At 69.1% G+C, this 18,321-nt stretch carries 16 protein-coding genes; 5 read left to right on the forward strand and 11 right to left on the reverse strand.

Annotated elements, in window-relative coordinates; translation table 11 throughout:
* Positions 1-188 precede the first annotated feature (188 nt).
* From ABD220_RS06605 to ABD220_RS06620, 4 genes are all read right to left on the reverse strand, one after another.
* The gene (locus tag ABD220_RS06605; RefSeq protein ID WP_344120920.1) at positions 189-1,397 is read right to left on the reverse strand and encodes an FAD-dependent oxidoreductase; all 1,209 of its coding nucleotides are present in this window, start codon (positions 1,395-1,397) and stop codon (positions 189-191) included.
* Positions 1,394-2,002, reverse strand: coding sequence for a TetR/AcrR family transcriptional regulator (locus ABD220_RS06610; protein ID WP_344120921.1), 609 nt, complete (start codon positions 2,000-2,002; stop codon positions 1,394-1,396). The genes ABD220_RS06605 and ABD220_RS06610 overlap by 4 nt, the downstream gene beginning before the upstream one ends.
* A gap of 758 nt (positions 2,003-2,760) precedes the next feature.
* Complete coding sequence (locus ABD220_RS06615) at positions 2,761-3,252, reverse strand: TspO/MBR family protein (protein ID WP_344120923.1); 492 nt, start codon at positions 3,250-3,252, stop codon at positions 2,761-2,763.
* A gap of 106 nt (positions 3,253-3,358) precedes the next feature.
* The gene (locus ABD220_RS06620) at positions 3,359-4,006 is read right to left on the reverse strand and encodes a TetR/AcrR family transcriptional regulator (RefSeq protein ID WP_344120925.1); all 648 of its coding nucleotides are present in this window, start codon (positions 4,004-4,006) and stop codon (positions 3,359-3,361) included.
* A gap of 76 nt (positions 4,007-4,082) precedes the next feature.
* Here ABD220_RS06620 and ABD220_RS06625 point away from each other — a divergent pair, with 76 nt between their 5' ends.
* From ABD220_RS06625 to ABD220_RS06635, 3 genes are read left to right on the forward strand one after another with little or no spacing between them, the layout of a single operon-like run.
* Entirely contained in the window at positions 4,083-5,045 is a 963-nt protein-coding gene (locus ABD220_RS06625) for an NAD-dependent epimerase/dehydratase family protein (RefSeq protein WP_344120927.1), read from the forward strand.
* Between the two features lie 11 nt (positions 5,046-5,056).
* Positions 5,057-6,004, forward strand: a complete 948-nt coding sequence (locus tag ABD220_RS06630) for a CPBP family intramembrane glutamic endopeptidase (protein WP_344120929.1) — start codon at positions 5,057-5,059, stop codon at positions 6,002-6,004.
* A complete protein-coding gene (locus ABD220_RS06635; RefSeq protein ID WP_344120931.1) occupies positions 6,001-6,513 on the forward strand; it encodes a hypothetical protein in 513 nt (170 codons plus the stop codon). Before ABD220_RS06630 ends, ABD220_RS06635 begins: the two co-directional genes overlap by 4 nt.
* A gap of 318 nt (positions 6,514-6,831) precedes the next feature.
* Here ABD220_RS06635 and ABD220_RS06640 read toward each other — a convergent pair whose 3' ends face one another.
* The 7 genes from ABD220_RS06640 to ABD220_RS06670 all read right to left on the reverse strand — a co-directional run bounded on the left by ABD220_RS06640 (position 6,832) and on the right by ABD220_RS06670 (position 14,653).
* The gene (locus ABD220_RS06640) at positions 6,832-7,560 is read right to left on the reverse strand and encodes an SDR family NAD(P)-dependent oxidoreductase (RefSeq protein WP_344120933.1); all 729 of its coding nucleotides are present in this window, start codon (positions 7,558-7,560) and stop codon (positions 6,832-6,834) included.
* Positions 7,561-7,867: 307 nt separating this feature from the next.
* Positions 7,868-8,428 (reverse strand): GNAT family N-acetyltransferase, encoded by a 561-nt coding sequence (locus ABD220_RS06645; protein WP_344120935.1) that lies wholly within the window; start codon positions 8,426-8,428, stop codon positions 7,868-7,870.
* Positions 8,429-8,549: 121 nt separating this feature from the next.
* Positions 8,550-9,392 (reverse strand): ABC transporter permease, encoded by an 843-nt coding sequence (locus ABD220_RS06650; RefSeq protein WP_344120937.1) that lies wholly within the window; start codon positions 9,390-9,392, stop codon positions 8,550-8,552.
* A gap of 5 nt (positions 9,393-9,397) precedes the next feature.
* The gene (locus ABD220_RS06655; RefSeq protein WP_344120939.1) at positions 9,398-10,321 is read right to left on the reverse strand and encodes an ABC transporter ATP-binding protein; all 924 of its coding nucleotides are present in this window, start codon (positions 10,319-10,321) and stop codon (positions 9,398-9,400) included.
* Positions 10,322-10,625: 304 nt separating this feature from the next.
* Positions 10,626-13,883, reverse strand: coding sequence for a heavy metal translocating P-type ATPase (locus tag ABD220_RS06660; RefSeq protein WP_344120941.1), 3,258 nt, complete (start codon positions 13,881-13,883; stop codon positions 10,626-10,628).
* Between the two features lie 28 nt (positions 13,884-13,911).
* Positions 13,912-14,361 (reverse strand): hypothetical protein, encoded by a 450-nt coding sequence (locus ABD220_RS06665; protein WP_344120943.1) that lies wholly within the window; start codon positions 14,359-14,361, stop codon positions 13,912-13,914.
* Positions 14,362-14,410: 49 nt separating this feature from the next.
* Positions 14,411-14,653: a heavy-metal-associated domain-containing protein gene (locus tag ABD220_RS06670; protein ID WP_344120945.1), complete on the reverse strand. Its 243-nt coding sequence runs from the start codon at positions 14,651-14,653 to the stop codon at positions 14,411-14,413.
* Between the two features lie 133 nt (positions 14,654-14,786).
* On the opposite strand from ABD220_RS06670, the gene ABD220_RS06675 reads away from it, so the two are divergent.
* Both ABD220_RS06675 and ABD220_RS06680 read left to right on the forward strand, forming a co-directional pair.
* A complete protein-coding gene (locus ABD220_RS06675) occupies positions 14,787-17,531 on the forward strand; it encodes an ATP-binding protein (RefSeq protein WP_344120947.1) in 2,745 nt (914 codons plus the stop codon).
* 118 nt (positions 17,532-17,649) lie between these two features.
* A complete protein-coding gene (locus ABD220_RS06680) occupies positions 17,650-18,153 on the forward strand; it encodes a DUF6010 family protein (protein ID WP_344120949.1) in 504 nt (167 codons plus the stop codon).
* The last annotated feature ends 168 nt before the right edge of the window (positions 18,154-18,321 follow it).

Consider the following 18,321-nt stretch of genomic DNA (forward strand, 5'->3'; position numbering starts at 1 on the left):
CAGCTCAAGCGCTATGAGCGGAGGTAAGGCCCGGACAGGAACCCCTATGGCAACGCAACCCGCCTCTGACCGGACCATATGTGAAGCACTACGACCAGCCGCCCCTGCATCCGGTGTACGTGGACGAACCGAAGACTGCACAGCCACCCCTCGGACCTCGGCCACGCCCGTCCAAGGGACAAGCCGGATCAGATGTCACCCATCCGTACACCAGTCCCCTCGCTCGCGCCCAGCTCTGTCAGGGACTGAGGTGTCTTGCCCACCAGGCTGGCGCCGATGATCTTGTCCCAGCCGGGCAGGGCGGCCAGAGCCAGCGAGGCGCGACGCAGCCACAGCCGCGCCCGTGAGGAGGGCAGGAACCACTGCGCGCTGCGGCGGCCGGCTTCCTGCTTCGCCTGGACGACCGGCCTCCAGGCCCACTCGTAGCGGGACAAGGCGTCCTCGACTGAGTTCTCGGTCATCAGCTGCTCGCCGAGGACATAGGCGCCGGCGACCGCCAGTGAGGCGCCCTGGCCGGCGAGCAGGGAGACGGCCTGACAGGCATCGCCGAGCAGGACGACGCGGCCGCGATGCCACCGTGGCACCTCGACCTGCGCGACCAGGTCGTAGAACAGTTCGCTCGGAGGCGGACAGCTCTCCAGCGCTCGGGGTACGACCCAGCCGAGCGAGGAGTAGGAGTCTCGCACCGCGGCGCGGGTGTCCGCCGGGATCACCGCTGCCGGGTCGCGGTGAACGGCGAAGGCGGCGACTCGTCCGTCCCGCAACCCGTAGAACCCCATCTCACGGTCGACCGTGTCGGTCAGGGCGTACCGGTCGCCGATGCGCCGCCGGATCACCGGGTCCTCGAAGACGTAGGCCGCCGTATGGATGCCCAGATAGCGCAAGAACCGCGCTTCGTCCCCGAAGACCATCTGACGGACCGAGGAGTGAATGCCATCCGCGCCGACCAGCAGATCAACCTCCATGACAGTGCTATCGGTCAGGATCACGCGGACGCTGTCCGGCCGGGGCTCCAGGGACGCGACCGTGCACCCGAACCGCAGCTCGGCCACCGGTGCGACCTGCTCACGCAATACCCGTTCCAGATCGGGCCGCATCAGAGTCAGCAGCCGCCCTCCGGCCAGCCGGGCCCCGCGCACGTAGTCGATGCGTGCGCGGGGCCGTCCCGACGCATCGACGTAGGTCACCTCCTCGATCGGATAGGCGAGCTCACGCAGCCGCGGCAGCAGACCCATTGCCTCGGCCGCGTCGTAGCCCAGGCCGAAGAAGTCGATCATGTACCCCTGCTCCCGGGGACGCGGCGTGCGCTCCACGACGGTGACCGCCCACCCGTGGGCGCTCAACCGATGCGCCAGCGCGAGACCGGCGATACCGGCTCCGCAGATCAGTGCTCTCATCGTCGCTCGCTCCGCTCCTTCTCCTGCGTGCCGCTCCCGGGGTCACCCAGCAACCGGCGCAGCACGGGCCCGATCTCCCCCGTGGTCATCGCCGGCTGCAAAGCGCGGTGCAGCATCACACCGTCCAGCGCTGCTACCAGCACGGCGGCCGTCGCGGCGGGCGTCGGTGTGCCCTGCGCGTCGAGCCATGCCGTCAGGGCAGCGCGCACCTCGTCGAGCAGGCCGCTGAGCTCCGCCCGCAGCTGGGAGTCCCGGGTCGCCGCCAGGTACGCCTCGAGGAACAGCAGAGACGTCGAGTCCGTGCCATCGAAGTCGTCGAAGGACGCGAGCAGTTGCCCCAGCGCCTCCTCCCCAGATCCTGCTCCTGAGAGCACAGGCGGGACCGCAGCCAGCACTTCCCCCATCACCTCGACGACGGCCTGCCGGAGAAGCGACTGCACCGAGTCGAAGTGGTAGTGCACCAGCCCCGGGGCCACGCCGGCCTTCTGGGCTACGGCCCGGGTGCTCACCCCGCGCCAGCCCACCAGGGGGATCAGTTCCGCGGCGGCCGCAAGCAATCGCCGGCGGACCTCGACACCGCGCTCGGTCGACGTCAATGGAGTCACCGCCTGCACCTCGATTTGGGCAATCGCCTTGGGCATCTGCCCAAATAATATCCGAGCCTTGTCCGGAGCGGAAGACGGAGGTTCCGAGGCGGTCTTCGATCCACGGGTCGCTACGCACATCCTCACCTCTGCACCGGCCCGAAAACCATAGAAAAGCCTCGTACGCCGCTGGAGCGACAGACCCCGGTTCATCCCCAGACCATGACTCGAGGCCGATTCGAAGCCCTACCCCTAAACCGCTGTTGCGCGCCGATGTCGCTGGTGATGAGGAAACCTGTCTTTGACCGGCCATATGCAAAGCGGAAGGATACTGGAGCGAGATCAGATGTCATCCGATGGCGCGGCAGTTCCCTCGACCGTGACCCTCGCGGCACGAAACTCCACCTGTCACCTATCGGTGCGGCAGTCCCCGGAGATCGGCTCGTGGAGCAGTTCCAACGCACCCGGCGTGACCATCAAGACCGAGCTCTGTCGATCAGAGGGTTGACGAGCAAGCATCGGGTGCACCGGTGCAAGGTGCGCGCGGAACCGACATGCGGTCCCTCCAGTTCGCCAGGCTCCCGAGCGTACGGCGCCGGTGCTGACCCAGGACCGGGGCGCGCCGCGCAAGCAGCGGCACACCGCCCGCAGGCTCTGACAGCGGCTGCTCGAGAAAGAGGAGGGGCGCAGGTGGCCGAGTCCACGCTGGGCAACACGGTCGCGCGGTTGCGCATCGCGGTCGGCGCGTGCCGGGCGCAGCTGATGAGCGGGCCGCCCGGTCAGTGCTGGGTAACACGATTCAGTCGCCACAGGCTGTACGTCCAGGGCAGGTCGTAGCCGATGACCCATAGGGTGTACGGGGTCAGGGCGAGGACAGACGGCCGGTCTGTGGCCACGGCCTTCTGCAGCGCCAGAAGCGGCGCCAAGAACGCGATGATCCCGAGGAACCCGGCGCGTGGATCGCGCCGCCCGAAGAACGACGCATTCCAGAGCTCGTTACCCGCGAGCACGAGGAGGGCGAGCCGCCGAACGCGCCGGTCGTCGTTGCGGTGAGCGCGATAGAGTACGGTGCCGATCTCGAGGTAGTAGATCGCTCCGACGACACCGAAGGCGGGCAGGGGCAGTTGCATCCGCGGAGCCTTCAGCTGACGGAACCAGCCCATGGCCTCCTTGCCGATGAAGGAGTTCCCCAGCACTGCGGCGACCACCGGTGGACCGCCCACGGCGGTCCATTGCCTCACGCGAGCCCAGTGCTTCATGGGGTTCAGCATGCCACTTGCAGCCGCCCAACACCGTCACGTACCACGAGTGGGGAAGACCACGAGTGGGGAAGGGCTGGATAGGACGTGCCGCCACGAAAACCGGACGGTCAGGAGCTCAACGACCATCGCTCGCAGGGGACACCAACCCGGTCAGATAGCTGCCCACCACCGCGGCGATCTCGGCCTGGGACTGCGGCGTTCCGGGGTCGGCTGCTGACAGCGAGCCCACCCCCACGAGCCGGTCGAACTGCAGCCCGTCGATCAGGGCGACCAGGCCGTCGGCCTGTCGCGGCGGGTCACCGGCGCCGAGCCGGGTGAGGGCAGCGATCGCCATCTTTCGGAAGACGTCTCCTGCGTGCAGGATCTCGCGCAGGTCCGAATCTGAGGCGACCTCGATCTCGCAGGCCATCCGGGCCAGGGTGTGTTCCCGCTGCTGGGTGAGCTGATCATCGATGAACACCGCGATCCGTTGGGCCAGCTGATCGGCTTCCGCGAGCCGGCCGGCCCGCGTGGCCGGCACGTCAACGGCCTCGGTGGGTGGACCCGGCACCCGGGACAGCCGCTCGTGGTTGATCTCCGCGATCCGCGAGAGCACGCCGCGCAAGAGGTCGCGGCGGGTCCGGAAGTGGTAGGAGGTCGTTCCGTACGGAACCCCGGCGGCGGCGTCCACCGCCCGGTGGGTGAGCGCCCGCATCCCGCTGCCGGCAATCACGCCGATCGCGGCGTCGGCCAGCAGTCGTGGCCGGTCCGTCTTGACAGGCATCGCTCTCGTAATCCCTTCCACTTTCCCCACTACGGCTGTAACGTACCCACTACACATGTAATGCTACATGTGTAGCATGAAGAAGGAGACAGCGATGTCTGGACAACCACTCCACGTGGTGGTCGGGGCGGCTGGAGCGACCGGACGACGCGTAGTCGCCCACCTCGTCGCGGCCGGGTGCGAGGTGCGGGCACTCACGCGCGACGGCCGCTCGATCGGTCACCCGGAAGCGGAGCTTGGCGCCGCCGACGCCACTGATCCGGCGGCGCTGGTGGCGGCGACGGTCGGCGCCTCGGTGATCTATCACTGCGCGATGCCATTGATCGGCCGGTGGCGGCAGGACTTTCCCTCCCTCACGGACGCCGTCGTGAGCGCTGCGGAGGAGGCCGCCGCCCGGGTGGTCTTCGCCGATGACACCTGGATGTACGGGCGGGTCGGTGGGCCGATGACCCCGGATCTGCCCTACCGGCCGCTCAGCTCTCTGGGGGTGTTGCGCGCGTGGCTGGCGGAGCGCCTGCAGCACGCGGCGGCTGCGGGGCGCATCCGGCTGTCCCTCGTCCGGGCCGGGGAGCTGTACGGGCCCGGAGTGCGCTCGATGATCGCCGGCAACGTGTTCCACGCCCCTGGCCCCGGGGGCCGCGCATTCTGGTTCGGCTCACCCGACCTGCCGATCACGCCGACGTTCATCGAGGACTTCGCTCGCACCATCGCCACGGTGGGTCGGGAGGACACCTCGGACTGCGCGACCTGGCACGTGCCGCATCCGGAACCGACCACTGGGCGCGCTCTGGTCGCGTTGGCCGCTCGCGAAGCGGGCCGGCGGACCGCCGTGACCGCTGTCCGCAGCTGGCGCCTGCGCGCGCTGGGCACCGTTGTGCCACTCGCCCGCACCGGCGTTGAGCTGCTCTACCAGTTCGAGCAGCCATTCGTCGTCGACGGAACAGCGACCACGAAGGCGTTCGATCTGTGGCCGACCCCGTACGTCGTCGGCGTGCGCGAGACCCATCGCGGCGCGGGTCTCCAGCACTCCTTCTCCTGACGGGAGCAGACATGTCCGCGGCATTCAGGCGCGAGAGCTCGACAGCGCTCCCTCCGGACGGTGGGCCGGTCGTCCGGTTCGTCCGCCGTCGCCCCCTGGTGTCGTTCCTTCTCTGGGCCTACACCGTGGGGCAGGTCTTGCCCTGGTCGGTGGTGCTGACCGGGCTTGCGGACCGGGGTTGGTGGTTGCAGGGATCGGTGCTGGTCAGCACCCTTCTCGGCCTGCTGCTGCCCGCCCTGCTCATCACCTGGATCACCGACGGACGCGATGGGCTGCGCGCCCTGTGGCGACGGACGGTGACCCTGCGCGTCGGCCCGGGGTGGTATGCGGCGGCCCTCATCCTGGTGCCAGCGCTGACCCTGACCATTGGCGTACTGATCGGCGGCACCCCGGCAGATCGGTCCGCCGGGTTCCTGCTGACCGGGCTGGGCGCGCACTTCCTCCTGCCGTTGCTGATCACTTTCGTGTTGATCAACTGGTGGGAGGAGGTCGCCTGGATGGGTTTCGTCCAGGCCAGACTCCAGGACCGGCAAGGCGCACTGCTGGCCGCGCTCACCGTGGCACCGCTGTTCGCACTACAGCACAGCTCCCTGGTCGCCGGCCATTCCCTGATGGCGGGGGCGGTGATGCTGGTCCTGCTGGCAGCCCTCGCGGTGCCGTTCCGGTTCGCGCTCGGGTGGTCCTACAACCGCACCGGAAGCCTCTTCCTGGTCGGGCTCCTCCACGCCGCCGGCAACGCCACGACCGGCGGCGACGGGTTCAACGCCGGCTACCTGCGCAACCTGTACCCAACCGATACGAACGTGACCATGGCGCACCTCGTGGCGATGTTTCTGCTCGGTCTGCTCGTCGTCTTTGCCACACGCGGGCGGCTCGGACACCGGACCTCGGGTGCTCCGCCGGCGGAGCGCTTCGAAGGGGTGGGGGCGGCCACCCCCGGAACAGCGGAGGAGTCATGATCGGGTCCCGCTGGGGAGTGACCGACAGTGAGACCGCGCTGCGCTACCCGTGCGACGCGTTCCTTCCCGCACCCACACTCGAGGCATGGCGCGGCGTCACCGTCCAGGCGGAGCCAGAAGCACTCTGGCCATGGCTGACACAGATCAGGGTCGCGCCGTACTCGTACGACTGGATCGACAACCTCGGGCGCCGGTCCCCGCGCAGACTCCTCCACCTGCCTGAGCCAAGAGTCGGCGACGCGTACACCACCGCCGGGCGCCGCGAGATGGGTCGTATCGTCGCCGTCGAACGCGAACGTCATCTCACCGGAAAGATCCTCGGGGCGTACATGTCCTACCTGCTGGTGCCCGGAGAGCACGAGACCACGCGGCTGCTCCTGAAAGTCATCGCGGAGGTCAGCCCACTGGTCGCGCCAGCACTGTCCGTCGGTGACCTCGTGATGGCCAGACGACAACTACTGAACCTGAAGGCCCTCGCCGAGGAAACACCCAGCCCGGGAGGCCGGTGAACTCACCGGCGTTCGCTGGAACCCCTCGCAGGACAAAGACGTCTGCCCAGACCAGCGCGCCTCCACGCTCCGTGACCGCGAGGTGTCCACCAGCACCGCTCAACAGAATCCGGTGCACGCTGGACGCATCATGATGTGCAGAGGAAAGACGGACTCAGATGGTCGTCGGGAGCTCCCGTAGCGTGGTGGCCGGTAGCTGGGCCATATGTGAACCCGGTGGGTGCACTGCTCGTGTGTGCCGGCGACAAGTGGGATTGGTTTCGCCCGCGGTGTCTACGATCAGGTCCTGGACATGCTGATGCGCCGCCCGGGGGCGCGTCAGAGTCCTCCGGTGATCCGCAGGGTCGTCCCGGTGGCGTAGGAGGCGTCCTCGGAGAGCAACCAGGCCACCGCCCCGGCGATCTCCTCGGGCCGCCCGGCACGGCCCATCGGGATCGTCGCGGCGACCTTGGCCGGCCGGTCCGGGTCACGGTGGAAATCCGTCCACACCGTGCCCGGGGCCACCGCGTTGACCCGGATGTTCACCGCGGCCAGTTCCTTGGCCAATCCCACGGTGAAGGCCTCCACCCCGGCCTTGGCCGCCGCGTAGTGCACGTAGGTACCGGGCCCGCCCAGAGACGCGGCGACCGAGGAGATGTTCACGATCGCGCCGCCGCCGGCGCGCCGGAGCGGGCCGATGGCGTGCTGGGTGCAGGCGATGACCCCGAAGAGGTTGACCTCCAGGTCTCGGCGGATGTCCTCGAGGTCGTTGGTCTCCAGCGGGCCCACCGCCGTGGCGGCCCCGGCGTTGTTGACCAACCCGGTCAGGGCCCCGAAGGCGGAGACCCGGTCGAAGAGCTCGGCGATCGAGCCCGGATCGGTCATTTCCACCGCCGCAACCAGGGCGCGGCGGCCGCTGCGGCGCACCTGGTCGGCGACGTTCTCGGCGGCGTCCTGGTCCCGCCGGTAGGTGATGACCAGGTCATGGCCGGCCGCGGCGAGGCGGCGGCTGATCGCGGCCCCGATGCCGCGGCCGCCCCCGGTGACGACGGTCAGCTGGGTCGACATCGTGCTCCTCCTCGCGCCGGCGGTGTCAGGGACCGCCCACGCTAGTCGAGGTCGACGCCACATCATCCTCAGCGCCGAGAAGTAAGACGTACCCGGACAGAAGCCACCAGGCGCGGACATCACGGACCCAGGTGGCACCCCGACTGCAACGAGGCCGTTGTAGAACATGGCCCATGATGGTTTCACGGTTGCATCCATCCCTTTGGTCTTGCCTGGCGCGCAGTCTCCGGGGCTTGATCGCAGCCGATTGGAACTTCGCGCACGTGTCTCCCTTGTTTGATGCAGCGGCGGGCTGGATGGACACCGGTCAGCTGGTGCGGGTCATGATCCACACCGGAGGGCCCGGAGTGCTCACGAGAGCATCGGTGGTGAAGCCGAGGCGTCGGTAGAACGGCAGGTTCCGGGGATCGGAGGTCTCCAGCAGGCAGGTTCCACCGTGGCCGTCGATGGCCTCCACCCCAGCGCTGACCACAGTTCTGCCCAGTCCGTGGCCCTGGGCCGTAGGAGCCACGCCCACCGTGGCCAGTACCCAGTCGTGGACGGGTCTGCGGGCCGCCACCAATTCCTCCGCTTCCAGCAGGGCCGCCAGACGGTCCCCGTGGGCATGCGTGACTTGTTCCAGCACCGCCGATGGCAGGTCCGGGATCGGAGAGGGCAGGAAAGCGGCGACCGCGGTGTGATCGGGCACTGTCCACACCATGCCGTACGGCAATCCCGCGTGCTTGAGGTAGAGCAGTTGCAGTGCGCGGATCCGCTCGTGTCGGTCCTGGGTCGGGATGGTCCAGTTCGTCCAGGCATAGTCGTTGAAGGCGTCGGCGAGGACATCGGCCAGCCGGGGCAGATCGGCGGCAGTGGCGGGTCGTGGCACGGGGGTTCCTTTCAATGGGGGGGTGTCCATGACGTGTGGAGCCCTTCTGCTCCGGCATGAGTGTGGTGGCCGTGGTGTCGACCACCACGGCCATCACATCAGGGAGGGGTGCCGTGCTCGGTCAGACGTCTCGTCGCTTCAGGAGCACGGTTGCGGCGATCAGGGGCACGAGGGCCCAGACACCCATGACCAGCCCTCCCTGGAGCTGGGTGAGGGCGTCGTCGGCGATCTCAATGGCCACGAGCTGGTTGCCGGCGTTGGACGGCAGGTACTCGGCGATCTCGGCCACCAAGTCCCCGGAAATCACGCTCAGGGCGGTGGGCAGCACCAGCAGCAGGGCACTGAGGGTGACGATCCCCCCGGCGCTGTTGCGCAGCAGAGCGCCCAGAGCCAGGGCCATCAGGGCGACCAGGGCCAGGTAGAGACCGGTGCGGGCGATGCTGCCGGCCACCCCTGTCGTGGTGAGGACGAAGTCCAGGTCGTCGGGGCGCAGGAGGGGCTGGACGGCGGCGTGGGTGAGCAGCGCGGAGCCGGTGCCCACCGCGTACGAGACGGCCGCGATGATCAGGGCCTTGGCCGCCAGTACCGCGGTGCGGGTCGGGACGGTGGTCATGGTGGCCTGGATCATTCCCGAGGCGTACTCGGTGGAGATGAACAGCACGGCCAGGGCGCCGATGAGCAGTTGCCCGAAGGCCAGGCCCCCGCTGGGCAGGGCGTGGATCATCGCATCCGTGACGGGTTGCCCGTCGTCCATGGCCGCGGTCAGGCCCCAGGCGCTGAGGGTGCCGAGTCCGACCATGGTGGCCACCGTGGCCAACAGCAGATAGAGAGTGGAGCGCAGGCTCCGGAACTTGATCCACTCGGCGTGCAGGACCCGGCCGAAGGTGACGCGGCCGGAGGCGATCGCTGCGGATCCCCGGTGGTGGAGGGTGGTGGTCATACTGGTGGTCGTACTGGTGGTCATGGTGGTCATCGTCCTTCGGTGGCGAGTTCCAGGGAGTGGTATTCGACGTCGTCCTTGGTCAGTTCCATGTAGGCGTCCTCCAGGGAGGCCTGCAGGGTGACGAGTTCGTGGACGAGCACGTGGTGGTCCAGGGCGATGCGGGCGATCTGTCGTGTGGTGAGTCCTGTCGCCTCGAGGGCGTCGCTGCTACCGGTTATCACGTGTCCGCCGGCGCTGGTGAGCAGGTCCGCCAGGCGAGCCGGTTCCTCGGTGCGCACGCGGGTGCGGGCGCGGGTGCCGCCGTCGAGGATCTCGCGCATCGGGGCGTCGGCGATGAGCCGGCCTCGTCCGATGACGATGATGTGGTCGGCGGTCTGGGCCATCTCGGACATCAGGTGCGAGGACAGGACCACGGTGCGCCCCTCGGCAGCCAGTTGCCGGGTGAGGGTGCGCACCCACAGCACGCCTTCGGGGTCCAGGCCGTTGACCGGTTCGTCGAGGATGATCGTCTGCGGATCACCCAGCAGGGCCGCGGCGATGCCCAGGCGCTGGCCCATGCCCAGGGAGAAGCCACCGACCCGTTTGCCGGCTACGGCGCTGAGCCCGGTGAGGTCGATGACCTCCCGCACTCTTGTCCTGGGGATGCCGTGGGTGGCGGCCATGGCGCGCAGGTGGTCATAGGCGCTGCGGCTGGGGTGCACGCCCTTGGCGTCGAGCAGGGCCCCGACCTGGTGGACCGGTGCCCGGTGCTGTGCGTAGGGCTTGCCGTTGACCGTGACGGACCCGGTGCTGGGGCGGTCCAGTCCCAGGATCATGCGCATGGTGGTGGACTTGCCGGCTCCGTTGGGGCCCAGGAAACCGGTGACCCGGCCGGGCTGGACGGTGAAGCAGAGGTCGTCCACGGCGGTCTTGGCGCCGTAGCGTTTGGTCAGGTGGTGTGCCTGGATCATCGGGGTGTCCTTTCAGCGGGTGCGATGTGTGTCGTTGTCTGTGCCGTCGGATCGAGGTGGGCGCCGCAGTGTCGGTGCGGTGTGCGGCAGCGGCTCGGAGAGACAGTTGGTGCTGTTGCCTGGCATCCAGGTTCCGATGCCGGGTCGGCGGCTCGCGCCGGTGGAATTGCCGGGATGCGATGACGTGTCGCCGGGTGTCCGAGCGGGGAGCGTCCACGTCGTTCCAGAGCAGGAGCCGTCGGGCACGACTCGCCTGCGGAGCGATTTCGAGCGGTGTCCCGGGCGGCGCCCGGTCGGAGGACTGTCAGTCGGCGTCGACGGTGAAGGGCACGGTGAGCACCCGGCCGTCGGCGAGGCGGAACTGCCCCCACAGCTGGTGAAGGCCTGGCTCCTCGAAGTGGGTGTGCACATCCAAGGTGGGTCCGTACTGCTGACCCGGCAGGGCGAAGACGGGGTTACCGTTCTCGTCCTCGACCTCAGCGTGCTCGTGGGCGAAACTGTGACCGGCGGCGTCCATGACGACGACGTGACCGGCGGCGGCGAGATAGGGCTGCAGGTCTTCGACGGGTTGCCCGGTGGCCGCGTCGGCGAAGGCGAAGGTCAGGTCGCCGGTCTCCCCCACCCGGGCGTCGCCGGTCAGGGTGATGCGCACACCGTCGACCGTCCGGGCCCGTGGGCTCGGAGTGAGGTCCACCGGGGCCGGGGCGGTGCCGTCGACGACGACCTGCTGAGTGTCATGGACGTCGGTCATCTGCCCCTGGCGGCGGAACTCGGTGTCCATTCGGTAGGTGCCGGCCGTCGGGAAGGTCACATCCACCGCCAGCTGCCCTGGTTCCCCGGTGGGCTCGGGGTGCAGGTGGGCGAAGCTCCCCAGATCCGTCCGGGTGACGATCAGGTGCATCCAGACCTCGTGGCTCCGCCCCAGGTCCTCCACCGGTGTCCCGGTGGCGGCGTCGGTGAGGCTGACCAGCACCCGGGCAGGTTGCCCGGGGCGGACGTCGCCGGGGATGTCGAGGCGGACGTCGATCCGCGCTTCGACGGCGGGGATTGGGGCGGTCTCGGTGGTCATCATGGTGCTCATGGCCGGGCGCATGGGCATGCCGGTGGACTGTGCCCAGGCCAGCACCCCGTTCATGCCCCGCTGGGCGGGATGGCTGTAGCTCAACGCAGTGAGGGCGGCCCCGATGACCAGGGCGAGCCCGGCGACGCCGGCCAGGTAGGCGTAGTGGCCCACCCGAGTGCGCAGCGGCGGGTGCAGGATCTCCTGCACTCCGGCCGGGCGGGTGAATCCGCGCAGGCGCAGGGCGTTGGTGATGACACTGACCGAGCTCATGGCCATGGCTGCCGAGGCCAGGATCGGGTCCAGCAGCAGCCCCGTGGCCGGGTACAGGGCACCGGCGGCCACCGGGATGAGCAGGGCGTTGTAGGCGAAAGCCCAGAACAAGCCTTGCTTGATCGTCGCGACGGTGCGCCGTGACAGGGCGACGGCCGAGACGATGCCGTTCAGGTCACCGCCGATCAAGGTGATGTCGGAGGCGGCGATGGCCACGTCGGTGCCGGTGCCGATGGCGATGCCCAGGTCGGACTGGGCCAGAGCCGGTGCGTCGTTGATGCCGTCACCGGCCATGGCCACGATGTGCCCCTGGGCCTGCAGGGCCGCGATCTGCTCGGCCTTCTGGGCGGGCAGCACCTCGGCCAGCACGTGGTCGATGCCCACGGCCGCGGCCACGGCGGTGGCGGTGTCGGCGTTGTCACCGGTGACCATCCATACCTGAAGCCCGAGGGCCTTCAGCTGGGCGACGGCTTCGACGGCCTCGGGCCGCACGGTGTCGGCCACACCCAACAGCGCTGCGGCCTGTCCGTCCACCGCCGCGAACACCGGGGTCGATCCCGTCCGGGCCGCTGTGGTGGCCGCAGTGGCCAGGCTCGAGATATCCACCCCGTGGGCGGCCATCAGGGCCGGGTTGCCGATCAGCACCGTGTGCCCGGCCACCACGGTTCGGAGGCCGTGGCCGGGCAGAGCTTCGAAGTGCTGCACGGGCGGCAGTTCCAGCCTGCGGTCCCGAGCGGCGGCGACGAGGGCTTCCCCGAGGGGGTGTTCGCTGCCCCGTTCGGCGGCCGCTACCAGGGCCAGGATGTGATCCGGTGCCCATTCCCCTGCCGGGGTGATGTCGGTGAGGGCTGGGCGCCCGGTGGTGATGGTGCCGGTCTTGTCGAGCACGATCGCACTGACCCGGCGGGCCTGCTCGAGGGCTTCACCGTTGCCGATGAGGATGCCCAGTTCGGCGGCCTTCCCGGTGCCGACCATGACAGCGGTCGGGGTGGCCAGACCCAGGGCGCAGGGGCAGGCGATGATCAGCACCGCGATGGCGGTGGTGATGGCCAGGGTCATGCGGTTCTCGTCGGGACCGAAGAGGGCCCAGGCGGTGAAGGTGGCCGCGGCGAGGAGCAGGACGGCGGGGACGAACCAGGCCGAAACCGCGTCGGCGAGCCGTTGCATCGGGACCTGTGAGCCCTGGGCGTCCTCGACGAGACGGACGATCTGGGCCAGGGTGGTGTCCGCGCCCACGGCGGTGACCGACACCACGAGGGAGCCGGTGCGGTTGGTGGTGGCGCCGATGACGGTGTCCCCGACCGCCTTGTCCACCGGGACGCTCTCCCCGGTGAGCATGCTCTCGTCCACGCTCGAGGCCCCCTCGACGACGGTGCCGTCGACCGGGATCTTCTCCCCGTGGCGCACCCGCACCAGATCGCCGACCACGACGTACTCCACCGGCACATCGAGCTCACCGCCGTCGCGGATCACTCGGGCGGTGGGCGGTGCCAGGTCGGTCAGCGCCCGGATCGCGGCGGCGGTGCGCTTCTTCGCCCTCGCCTCCAGCCACCGTCCCATCAGCACCAAGGCCAGGATGACCAAGGAAGTCTCGTAGTACACGTGCAGGGGCAGACCCCAGGACTCCGCGGCACCGGGCCAGAGGGTGACGAAGGCGCTGTAGCCGTAGGCGACCCCGGTGCCCAGGGCGACCAGGGTGTTCATGGTGGTGGTGCCGTGGCGGGCCGCAGCCCAGGCGGCGGCGTAGATCCCGCGCCCGGCCCAGAACTGCACGACCGTGGCGACCACCAGCAGTCCTGGCATCAGCCAGTCCATGGCGTCGATGGGCAGCGGCACGTACATCAGCACCATCAGACCCAGGCCGGTCGTGAGGGCCACCTGCCACTTGCGCCGCAGGGCGGTCAGTTCGGCGTCCTGCTTGGTCTCGCGGTCGTCCGTGGCGGTCGGTGGCACGGCGGTGGGTGGTGCCGGTGTCGGACTCGTCCCCTGTGTCCGGCCGGTTCCTCGTGGCCGACCGGTGTAGCCGGCCGCCTCCAGTGCGGTGGTGAGGTCCTCCAGCTGGACCGTGTCGGGGTCGAAGGCGACCGTGGCCGTTTCGGCGGCCAGGTTCACGTGCGCAGCACTGACCCCTTCGAGCTTGGTCAGGGCCTTCTCCACCCGCCGCACGCAGGAGGCACACGTCATGCCGCCGACCTCGAGGGTGCATTCGGTCAGGGTCTGGGTGCTCATGATCACTCCTTCAGCTGGGCAGGCCTTCTCAGACCTGCTGCGCGGCGTGGTGGGCGTGGGTGTACTCCTGCGGGCGCAGCCGCATGGCCCCGGCCATGGCCACCAGCATCAGCAGGTGCCCGGCGACCATCAGGGCGGCCTCGGAGATCAGCCCGGCCCACAGGGGCACGAACAGGATGATGAAGGGCAGGTACATCGCTGCGGCCATCTCGGCGATCGGGGCCCACCCGTGGCCGCGGAATCGCATCCAGGCCGACATGGCAATGGTCATGTCGGTGGCCATCACCAGGGCGGCCAGGTCCGGGCGGGCAAACAGCTCGATGGCGCCGATCCACTCAGCGACCCAGGACCAGACCGGGGCGAGGGCGATCATGCCCACGAACATGGCGACCACCATCTCCAGGTAGTGGCGGGCGAAAGCCCGGGCAGGCCGGTATCGGGCGGTGGACGGGACAGTGGCGGTGTGGGTGGTGCTCATGGCGTTTCCTCCGGAACGTGGATGCGGTGTTGCGGTCAGCGGGACGGGGTCACAGGAGGGTGCATCCGGCCTCTTCGAGGGCAGCGGCGACGGCGCTGCGGGTGAGGGGGCGGTTGCTGAGCACCGTTACGTGCCCGGTGGACAGCTCGACGTCGACCGCACCCACGCCGGTCAGAGCGCCGACCTCCTCGATGACGGCGGCGCGGCAGTGCCCGCAGGACATGCCAACGACCTGATAGGTGGCGCGGACCGTGTGCTCCGCGGCGGAACGGGACGGGACGGGAGCGTGCATGGTTCCTCCTCAAGATGGTTCGAAAGCAGCTCGGCCACCGATGACCGGTGGATTGAGCATGTGCGCCCGTCACAGTGCCTCGGACCGGTGAAATCACCGGGTTTGCCACCCGGCGCGTCAGTAGACTGCCGCCGTGATCCAGGGACGACAGCAGGAACGCGCTGCTATCACAGCGCTGATCGAACAGGCCCAGGCCTCGCGTGGTGGAGCCCTGGTCGTGCGTGGCCTGCCGGGGGTCGGCAAGTCCGTGTTGCTCGAGGACGCCGCCGCTGGCACGCAGGCGGTGCAGGTGCTGCGCACCCGGGGGGTGGAATCCGAATCGCCATTGGCGTTCGCGGCCCTGCACCGTCTGCTGCGCCCGCTGCTTGCGCACATCGGACAGTTGCCGGCTCCGCAGGCCCACGCTCTGCGGGCGGCGTTCGGGGAGATCACCGCAGAGGGCGTGGATCGGTTCCTGGTCTTTCTGGCCGTGCTGAGCCTGCTGGCCGAGGCCGCCGAGCACTGCCCTGTGCTGGCCGTGGTCGACGACGCCCAGTGGCTGGACGACGTGTCGGCGGCCGCTCTGCTGTTCGTGGCCCGCCGGCTGGACGCTGAACGCGTCGCGCTGCTGTTCGGCGCCCGGGACGGGGACGAGCGCCGCTTCGACAGCGGGGATCTTCCCGAGCTGAATCTCACCGGGCTCGACACCATGGCCGCTGCTGAGCTGCTCGAGCGGCAGTCGGGGACTGCCGTGCCCGCCGACGTGGTCCGAGAACTCACAGCGAGCACGGGCGGCAATCCGCTGGCTCTGGTGGAACTGGCCCGGTCCTTGACCCCGGAGCAGCTGGCCGGCACGTCCCGGCTACCCCGTCCCTTGCCGTTGACCACCGGGGTAGAACGGGCCTTCCTGGACCGGTGTCGGCGCCTGTCCGAGGCCGCCCAGACCTTTCTGCTGGTCGCCGCAGCAGACGACACCGGCCGGCTGACGACCGTATGCCGGGCAGCACACACCCTGGGTGCCGGCGACGAGTCCTTGGACGTCGCCGAGGCCTCAGGGTTGCTGCGCATCGCGGGAGGGCATCTGGAGCTGCGGCACCCCCTGGTCCGTTCCGCCGTTTACGGGGCCGCCACCGACTACCGCCGCCGCCGCGTGCACCAAGCCCTCGCTGAGGTCCTGACGGGCGAGGACGCCACCGAGCGGCGCGTGTGGCACCTGGCCGCCGCTGCGCAGGGGCCCGACCCTGCCGTGGCCGCCCAGTTGGATGAGGTGGCCCACCGATCCCGCTCCCGGGGCGGGCACGAAGCCGCCAGTGCGGCCTGGGAACGGGCCGCGGAGCTGACCACAGCGGCCGAACGGCGCGCCGAGCTGCTCTACGAGGCCGCGCAGAGCGCCTATCTGGCCGGGCAGATCACCCGTGCCAGAACACTGAACGAAACGGTGGCTGCCGTCACCCAGGACCCGGGTCTACGCGCCGATGCCGTGCGCCGCCGGGCTCGGATCGAGTGGAACACAGGTTCACTGCAACTGGGACATCACATGATCCTGCAGGGAGCCCAGGAGGTTGCCGGGGCCGATCCCGCCCGGGCCCTGGAGATGGGGATGTTTGCCGCCGCCGTGGCCACCTTCGGGGGAGACTCCGGGATCGACATCCGCCCCACCACACTCATCCCAGAGCCTGCCACCACGGCTCCCGCCCGTGTGCACTGCTTTTGGCACCTGCTCGTGGGCCTGGACCACATTGCCCGCGGCGACATCAACCAGGGCGTACCAGCCCTGCGCGCAGCCTTCGCTGACAAAGTCACGTTGGAGGGCATCGATCAGGACCTGTTGCCCAACCTCGGCATCGCCGCCCTGCACCTGGGTGATGACCACGCGGCCCGCCATTACCACGATCTGTTGCTTTCCAGAGCCCGCTCCACCGGCGCCTTGGTGATGGTGCTCTATGCCCTCACCCGGCGAAACCTCACCGACATCGCCGTCGGCGACTGGGCCACCGCCCGTGCAGGGGCCACCGAAGCCCTGCAACTGGCTCAGGGCATCGGCCAACCCGGCCTCATGGCGTTTCCCCATGCTCTGCTCGCCCTGCTGGACGCCCTCCAAGGTCAGGAGACATACCTCCAGCATCTGGCTGCAACCGAGCAGATCGTCCGGCGCCATCCGACGGGTATTGTCACCGGAATCGTGCATGACCTGCTCCACTGGGCCAAAGCCGTCACCGGCGAGGACCCGGCATCCACGCAGCACCACCTGGCCCAGATGAGGCTGCCGATGGTGTGCCGCCAGGCCGCCATCGATCGCGTTGAGACCGCCGTGCGCGCTGGGCACCCCGACCAGGCCCGCGCCTGGGTCGACGACGTGAAGAGATTCGCCGAGGCGACCGGCACTGCTTGGCCTTCTGCCGCGGCACTTCACGGTCAAGCTCTGCTCACCGACGGGCCTGAAACCGAAACGTACTACCGCGCAGCCTTGGACTGCCATCAGAACTCTTCACGTGTGTTCGATCGCGCCCGTACCCAGCTGGCCTACGGCGAGTACCTGCGGCGGATACGCCGCAGGGTCGATGCCCGCGCCCCACTGCAGGCGGCCCTGGAAACCTTCACCGATCTCGGGGCCATCCGCTGGGAGCAACGCGCCACACAAGAACTACGGGCTTCAGGGCGCACGGCCCGCCGCAGGAGTTCCTCCACGACCGTCTCCCTCACCCCACAGGAACTCCAGGTCGCTGCCCTGATTCAGCAGGGAATGACCAACCGGGAGGCTGCCGCCCATCTGTTCCTCAGCCCCCGCACCATCGATTTCCACCTGCGCAACGTCTACGCCAAGCTCGGCGTCTCCAGCCGCTCCGAGCTCATATGCCACCCCCTCGACGCCAGCCCACTCATTCCCAGCGCTTCCTGACCCCGGTGATTTCACCGGTGTGAGTCCCAACGAGACCTTCCTATCTTGATGCCAGTCCCCTGAGACACCGGCCGGACCCCCGGCAGCAGGGGCATCACCGCATAGGAAGGATCCGATCATGGAGATCTCAGTGCCGTCGGCCAGCTACCTGCTGGGCGGAGCCGTCAACGGCGCCATCCTGGCTTTTGTGGCGTATCTGCTCTCCCGCTACGTACGGGACATCGCCGGCCGAGCGCTGCTGGCCGTCGTTCTCGTGGCCACCGGTGGCTTCTATGTCGGCTTCGCCATCACCGCCGGAGCCGGCCCCCATTGGGTGGTACTCGAACTGGTCCAGACCGGGGTCCTGGCCACCTTCGCCGTGCTCGGCCTGCGCCGGTTCCCCTACTGGCTCGCCGCCGGCTGGGCCCTCCACCCACTCTGGGACATCCCCCTGCACCTGTGGGGCCCCGGACACGCCTTCGCTCCGGAGGCCTACGCCGTCTCGTGCCTGACCTATGACTGGGCAGTGGCCCTGTACGTGATCATCGCCTACACCGCCACCGGTACAACGCGTTTTCGAGGCCGTCGTGCACTGATGACAACCGCACACCAGGAATCTCGTCAGCACCGGCCCACAACGTAGAACGACCTTGCACCGTCTGTTTCAGGTGTTGCGAGAGCACCGCCCGAGCCGGAGGCAATCTGGACCACCAGGTGCTGTTCCCCCTCGACGCGACCTACATCTTCGACCGTTCGGCAGCAGACGGCACCGCGGTAGCCGCGGAGGAAATCGCCTACGTGACTGCAGAGG

The sequence above is a fragment of the Kocuria aegyptia genome, assembly GCF_039530085.1.
Lineage (GTDB): Bacteria > Actinomycetota > Actinomycetes > Actinomycetales > Micrococcaceae > Kocuria > Kocuria aegyptia.

What these genes read in the sequence shown, in the direction of transcription:
- ABD220_RS06605 (WP_344120920.1), bottom strand. Translation starts at nt 1,397, where the DNA reads ATGAGAGCACTGATCTGCGGAGCCGGTATCGCCGGTCTCGCGCTGGCG.
- ABD220_RS06615 (WP_344120923.1), bottom strand. Translation starts at nt 3,252, where the DNA reads ATGCTGAACCCCATGAAGCACTGGGCTCGCGTGAGGCAATGGACCGCC.
- ABD220_RS06620 (WP_344120925.1), bottom strand. Translation starts at nt 4,006, where the DNA reads ATGCCTGTCAAGACGGACCGGCCACGACTGCTGGCCGACGCCGCGATC.
- ABD220_RS06625 (WP_344120927.1), top strand. Translation starts at nt 4,083, where the DNA reads ATGAAGAAGGAGACAGCGATGTCTGGACAACCACTCCACGTGGTGGTC.
- ABD220_RS06630 (WP_344120929.1), top strand. Translation starts at nt 5,057, where the DNA reads ATGTCCGCGGCATTCAGGCGCGAGAGCTCGACAGCGCTCCCTCCGGAC.
- ABD220_RS06635 (WP_344120931.1), top strand. Translation starts at nt 6,001, where the DNA reads ATGATCGGGTCCCGCTGGGGAGTGACCGACAGTGAGACCGCGCTGCGC.
- ABD220_RS06640 (WP_344120933.1), bottom strand. Translation starts at nt 7,560, where the DNA reads ATGTCGACCCAGCTGACCGTCGTCACCGGGGGCGGCCGCGGCATCGGG.
- ABD220_RS06650 (WP_344120937.1), bottom strand. Translation starts at nt 9,392, where the DNA reads ATGACCACCAGTACGACCACCAGTATGACCACCACCCTCCACCACCGG.
- ABD220_RS06655 (WP_344120939.1), bottom strand. Translation starts at nt 10,321, where the DNA reads ATGATCCAGGCACACCACCTGACCAAACGCTACGGCGCCAAGACCGCC.
- ABD220_RS06660 (WP_344120941.1), bottom strand. Translation starts at nt 13,883, where the DNA reads ATGAGCACCCAGACCCTGACCGAATGCACCCTCGAGGTCGGCGGCATG.
- ABD220_RS06665 (WP_344120943.1), bottom strand. Translation starts at nt 14,361, where the DNA reads ATGAGCACCACCCACACCGCCACTGTCCCGTCCACCGCCCGATACCGG.
- ABD220_RS06670 (WP_344120945.1), bottom strand. Translation starts at nt 14,653, where the DNA reads ATGCACGCTCCCGTCCCGTCCCGTTCCGCCGCGGAGCACACGGTCCGC.
- ABD220_RS06680 (WP_344120949.1), top strand. Translation starts at nt 17,650, where the DNA reads ATGGAGATCTCAGTGCCGTCGGCCAGCTACCTGCTGGGCGGAGCCGTC.